Source organism: Anaerosporobacter sp. (genome assembly GCF_965301125.1).
In genome coordinates, this window is the sequence record NZ_CBDLAM010000220.1 from 1 (window position 1) to 5,506 (window position 5,506).

Annotated in this window: 5 protein-coding genes; all 5 read left to right on the top strand. The window is 36.5% G+C overall.

Annotated features, from left to right (window positions below; all coding sequences use genetic code 11):
* Positions 1 to 242 precede the first annotated feature (242 nt).
* A complete protein-coding gene (locus ACW2QF_RS17150; RefSeq protein WP_455717235.1) occupies positions 243 to 731 on the top strand; it encodes an NADH-quinone oxidoreductase subunit NuoE family protein in 489 nt (162 codons plus the stop codon).
* Entirely contained in the window at positions 721 to 2,610 is a 1,890-nt protein-coding gene (nuoF, locus tag ACW2QF_RS17155) for an NADH-quinone oxidoreductase subunit NuoF (RefSeq protein ID WP_455717236.1), read from the top strand. The genes ACW2QF_RS17150 and nuoF overlap by 11 nt, the downstream gene beginning before the upstream one ends.
* 21 nt (positions 2,611 to 2,631) lie before the next feature.
* A complete protein-coding gene (locus ACW2QF_RS17160) occupies positions 2,632 to 4,335 on the top strand; it encodes a [FeFe] hydrogenase, group A (protein WP_455717237.1) in 1,704 nt (567 codons plus the stop codon).
* Between the two features lie 32 nt (positions 4,336 to 4,367).
* The gene (locus ACW2QF_RS17165; protein WP_455717238.1) at positions 4,368 to 4,619 is read left to right on the top strand and encodes a (2Fe-2S) ferredoxin domain-containing protein; all 252 of its coding nucleotides are present in this window, start codon (positions 4,368 to 4,370) and stop codon (positions 4,617 to 4,619) included.
* A gap of 211 nt (positions 4,620 to 4,830) precedes the next feature.
* A complete protein-coding gene (locus ACW2QF_RS17170) occupies positions 4,831 to 5,451 on the top strand; it encodes an HAD family hydrolase (protein ID WP_455717239.1) in 621 nt (206 codons plus the stop codon).
* Positions 5,452 to 5,506: the final 55 nt, after the last annotated feature.

The window sequence follows — 5,506 nt, forward strand, 5'->3', positions numbered from 1 at the left end:
ATGATAAAAAACTATTTATATTCAGATTATATATGGATTGCATTAGAAATATATTTAAAATGTATAAAAATATAAAACATACATACAATAAATGGTAAATAAAAAGTTAATTTGCATTATAAAATTAGATTAAAAGATATACTATTGTGCAATAAAGCTAATAAAAATCTTGCGTAATGAAATGCACAGTGATAATATATAATTGATAAAAAAATATCAAAGACATTAGAAAGGGGCTTACCATGTTAACGCAAGACGAAATGAAAAGGATTGATGCAATCATGTTGTCACATGACTACAACCAAACATCGGTGATTGCAATATTACAGGAAGTACAGAAAGAATATCGTTACTTACCTGAAGATGCATTATGTTACATAGCAAAGGGGTTAAGCTTAAGTGAAGCTAAGGTATATGGAGTGGCAACATTTTATGAGAATTTCTCGTTGGAGCCAAAAGGTAAGTATGTAATAAAATGTTGTGATGGAACGGCATGTCATGTGCGTGGCTCAATACCAATACTTGAGGAGTTTCGTAAGCAACTAGGAGTAACAGAGAAAAATCCTACTACAGAAGATATGCTTTTCACAGTTGAGACAGTATCTTGTCTTGGAGCTTGTGGACTAGCACCAGTATGTACCGTTAATGATGCAGTGCATGCGGCAATGACACCAAAGAAGGCAGCGCAGTTAATTGCTCAGTTAAAGGAGGAAGCCGCAAATGAGAATTAATACGAGAGAAGAGTTAGAAACAAAACGTAGTAAATTCAAACAAGCACTTAGCACACAGTACAAACAGATTCTAATCTGTGCTGGTACTGGTTGCGTGGCTGGTGGTTCTTTGGTAATATATGAAAAACTTAAGGAGTTAATTGAGGAAAAAGGTTTAAAATGTTCAGTAACTTTAGAAGAGGAGCCACATGATTCTTCTGTTGGTCTTAAGAAAAGTGGTTGTCACGGATTTTGTGAGATGGGACCATTACTTCGTATTGATCCTATGGGTTGGCTTTACATTAAAGTAAAAGTAGAAGATTGTGAAGAAATCTTAGAAAAGAGCATCCTAGGTGATGAAGTGGTTGACCGTCTCGTTTATAAAGATAATGAAGGTAATGCATATCAAAAACAAGAAGAAATTCCATTCTATCGTCAACAAACACGTGTTGCGCTTGAACACTGTGGTCAAATCAACGCAGAATCCATTACAGAATATATTGCAGCAGGTGGATACTCTGCTTTAGCTAAGGCATTATTCGACATGACTTCAGAAGAGATTGTTAATGAAATCACAGAGTCTAGCTTACGTGGACGTGGGGGCGGTGGTTTCCCAACAGGTAGAAAGTGGTCACAAGTATTGCGCCAAGAAGAAACAACTAAATATGTTGTCTGTAATGGTGATGAAGGTGATCCAGGTGCGTTCATGGATCGTAGTATGATGGAAGGTGATCCTCATCGTGTTATTGAAGGTATGATTATCGCAGGTATCGCAACGAAAGCGACGCATGGTTATATCTATGTACGTGCGGAATATCCTTTAGCAGTTTCTCGTTTACAGAATGCAATTAATCAGGCGCAGGAATATGGTTTACTAGGAGAGAATATATTAAATTCAGGATTTGATTTTGATCTTAGGATAAGCCAAGGTGCTGGTGCGTTCGTATGTGGGGAAGGTAGTGCGTTAACAGCTTCTATTGAAGGTAATCGTGGTATGCCTAGAGTAAAGCCACCACGTACAGTTGAAAAAGGTTTATTCGAAAAACCAACCGTATTAAATAATGTTGAAACATTTTGTAATGTACCACCAATTATCAATAAAGGCGCTAAATGGTATCAAACAATGGGACCAGAGAATAATCATGGTACAAAAGCATTTGCATTAACTGGTAACGTTCAAAACACGGGTCTAATTGAAGTGCCAATGGGAACAACATTACGTGAAGTTATCTTTGACGTTGGCGGCGGTGTTAAAGGAGGAGAATTCAAAGCAGTACAAATCGGTGGCCCTTCTGGCGGATGTCTATGTATTAGCCCAACAGAAAACCATCTGGATTTACAGATGGATTTTGACTCTTTGAAAAAAGTTGGTGCCATGATTGGTAGTGGTGGTCTTGTTGTAATGAACGACAAGAGTTGTATGGTTGAAGTGGCAAGATTCTTCATGAACTTCACACAGAATGAGTCTTGCGGTAAATGTGTACCTTGTAGAGAGGGTACCAAACGTATGCTTGAATTGTTAACGGATATTGTTGAAGGTAGAGGTACTCTTGAACATATTGATATGCTAGAAGAATTGGCACAGACAATCTCTGCGACTGCACTTTGTGGACTTGGAAAGACAGCAGCATTCCCAGTTGTCAGTACATTAAAGTACTTTAAAGATGAGTATATTGCCCATGTAGTTGATAAAAAATGTCCTGCAGGACAATGTAAGGCATTAGTTTCTCTTCAGATTGATCCTGACCTTTGTAAGGGCTGTAGTAAATGTGCTAGATTGTGTCCAGTTGGCGCAATATCTGGTGAAATAAAGAGCCCATACAAGATTGACCAAACAATATGTATTAAGTGTGGTGCTTGTAAAGATGCTTGTAATTTCCATGCAGTCATAGAAGTGTAGGGAGCGAAAGGAGAGAATACAATGTCAAAGTATATGATTATAGATGGCAACAGAGTGGAATTTGACGATGAGAAAAATATCCTATCTTTAGTTCGTAAGGCTGGAATAGACTTACCTACCTTCTGTTACTATTCAGATTTATCTATTTATGGGGCATGTAGGATGTGTGTTGTGGAGGATGAGTGGGGCAGTATCATTGCTTCTTGTTCAACACCTCCAAGAGATAAGATGGTAGTCAAAACGAATACCCCAAAGTTACATCAACATAGAAAGATGATATTAGAGTTACTATTAGCTGCTCACTGTAGAGATTGTACGGTTTGTGAGAAGAATGGTAAATGTAGATTACAAGAACTTGCACATCGTTTTGGTATTAAGGATATTCGTTTTAAGAATACAGCGGAAGAAGCACCACTAGATACTTCTTCAAAAGCAATTATAAGAGATCCAGGAAAATGTATCTTATGTGGTGATTGTGTAAGAATGTGTAATGAAGTTCAGAATGTTGGAGCAATTGATTTCGCTCATCGTGGCGCTAAGATGGTCGTAACACCAGCATTCGGAAAAGATTTAGCAGATACAAACTGCGTAAATTGTGGACAATGCGCTGCTGTCTGTCCAACTGGAGCAATTATTGTTAAGAGTAACTTAAAAGAGGTATGGAAAGCATTATATGATGATTCGAAACGAGTTGTTGTACAAGTAGCTCCAGCTGTTCGTGTAGCACTTGGGGAAGAATTCGGTCTTGCAGCAGGTGAGAATGTAATGGGTAAAACAGTAGCTGCCTTACGTAGACTCGGGTTTGATGAAATCTACGATACATCTGTAAGCGCTGACTTAACCGTTATGGAGGAGTCAAAAGAATTTGTTAAGAAGTTAGAATCAGGTGATAATACATATCCACTATTTACATCTTGCTGTCCTGCATGGGTAAGTTATGCACAGACAAAACACCCAGAACTTACAAAGTATGTTTCATCTTGTAAGTCACCTATGGAGATGTTTGGAACTTTAATTAAAGAACATTTTAAATCTAGAGATATAATGGAAGATAAAACAACAATTTCTGTGGCTGTAATGCCATGTACAGCTAAGAAAGCAGAAGCGGCAAGAGAAGAATTCATACATGATGATATAGCAGATGTAGATTATGTAATTACTACAACTGAGCTTGCAAAGATGATTAAAGAAATCGGTATCCAATTCAATGAATTAGAACCTGAAGCAACCGATATGCCATTTTCACTATATTCAGGAGCCGGAGTTATCTTCGGTGTTACTGGTGGTGTAACAGAGGCTGTAATTCGTCGTGTTGTAGAAGATAAGAGTCAACAGGTTCTAAGAGATATTGAGTTTCTTGGTGTTCGTGGTTTGGAAGGCGTTAAAGTATGTGAATTACCAATGGGTGAAACTACACTTAAGATTGGTATCGTTAGTGGACTTGGTAATGCTGAGAATTTAATTCAGAAGATAGAAAGTGGTGAGGAACATTTCGACTTTGTTGAGGTAATGGCCTGTCCAGGTGGCTGTATTAGTGGTGCTGGCCAACCATTCTCCCATCAACCTGATAAACTAAAACGTGCAAAGGGAATCTATAAAGCAGATAAAGTCTCACAAATCAAGAGAAGTGAAGAAAATCCGCTTATGATGGCTTTGTATGATGGAATGTTAAAACATCATACACATGAATTGTTACATGTGGAGTATCGAAACGATAACAAGTAGGCTGGTTACAACAGTTGAGGAGGCTATTGCTTATGTTAATTAGTGTTTGTATTGGGAGTGCATGTCATTTGAAAGGTTCTTACGATGTAATTGATAAGTTACAAGAATTAGTAGAAGATAATAATCTTGGAGATCAAGTGGAACTGAAAGCTGTATTTTGTCTTGGCAATTGTCAGAATGGGGTGTCTGTAAAGATTGACGATGAAGAGAAAGTATACAGTGTAAGTAAGAAAACAGTTAGCACGTTCTTTGAAGATGTAATTAAAACAAAATTAACAGCTTAGTGGAGTCCTAAAGTAAGAGGTTGTAGCAAAATACATATATTATTTTGCTATAACCTCTTTTTTACGACAATCTCTTTTGCGAAGTAAGAAATGTCGTTGAGCTGTTATTTTATATGGAAATGTGGTAAAATTGAACAGTAAAAATATGAAAAATGATATTTACATGGTAGACAGATTTAGAAGTTATAACATAAAAAAAGGGGGAACATTGATGTTTCAAGATATTGAATGGATATTTTTTGATGTTGGATCAACATTACTTGATGAACATAAGGCATATGAACATCGTATACAAGATATGATGGTTGGAAATGAAGATATTACATATCAACAGATTTATGATAAAATGATTGAACTTTATAAAGAGAATAAGAAAGGTGATATAGAAGTAGCAAAACAACTTGGAGTAACACTTACTAAGTGGCATTCTGAAGATGAGCAACTATATCCAGAAACTTTAAGTTGTCTTGAATACTTAAGTAAAAAATATAAAATCGGAATTATTGCAAATCAACCATTGGGGACAAAAGAAAGATTAAAAAAGCATAGAATATTAGAATATATTGATTTGGTTATCGCTTCTGCAGAAGAAGGGGTCTCAAAGCCAGATTTAAGAATATTCAATATTGCCTTGGAACGAGCTAATTGTTTACCTGAACATTCCATCATGGTTGGAGACAGAATAGATAATGATCTTGTGCCAGCTAAAACATTGGGAATGTATACAATTTGGATACAGCAGGGTTTTGGTGGATATTGGACAATTCGTGATAAAAGGGAAGAAGCTGACTTGGTAGTAAAGAATTTGAGTGAGATATGTGAGTATTTATAAATTCAATTAAAGCTTTGATTATAGGAGAATTGTTATGAACTTACCACTACTACCG

Excerpts from the sequence above, each read along its gene's own strand:
- ACW2QF_RS17170 (WP_455717239.1), top strand. The coding sequence starts at position 4,831 with ATGTTTCAAGATATTGAATGGATATTTTTTGATGTTGGATCAACATTA.
- ACW2QF_RS17165 (WP_455717238.1), top strand. The coding sequence starts at position 4,368 with ATGTTAATTAGTGTTTGTATTGGGAGTGCATGTCATTTGAAAGGTTCT.
- ACW2QF_RS17160 (WP_455717237.1), top strand. The coding sequence starts at position 2,632 with ATGTCAAAGTATATGATTATAGATGGCAACAGAGTGGAATTTGACGAT.
- nuoF (WP_455717236.1), top strand. The coding sequence starts at position 721 with ATGAGAATTAATACGAGAGAAGAGTTAGAAACAAAACGTAGTAAATTC.
- ACW2QF_RS17150 (WP_455717235.1), top strand. The coding sequence starts at position 243 with ATGTTAACGCAAGACGAAATGAAAAGGATTGATGCAATCATGTTGTCA.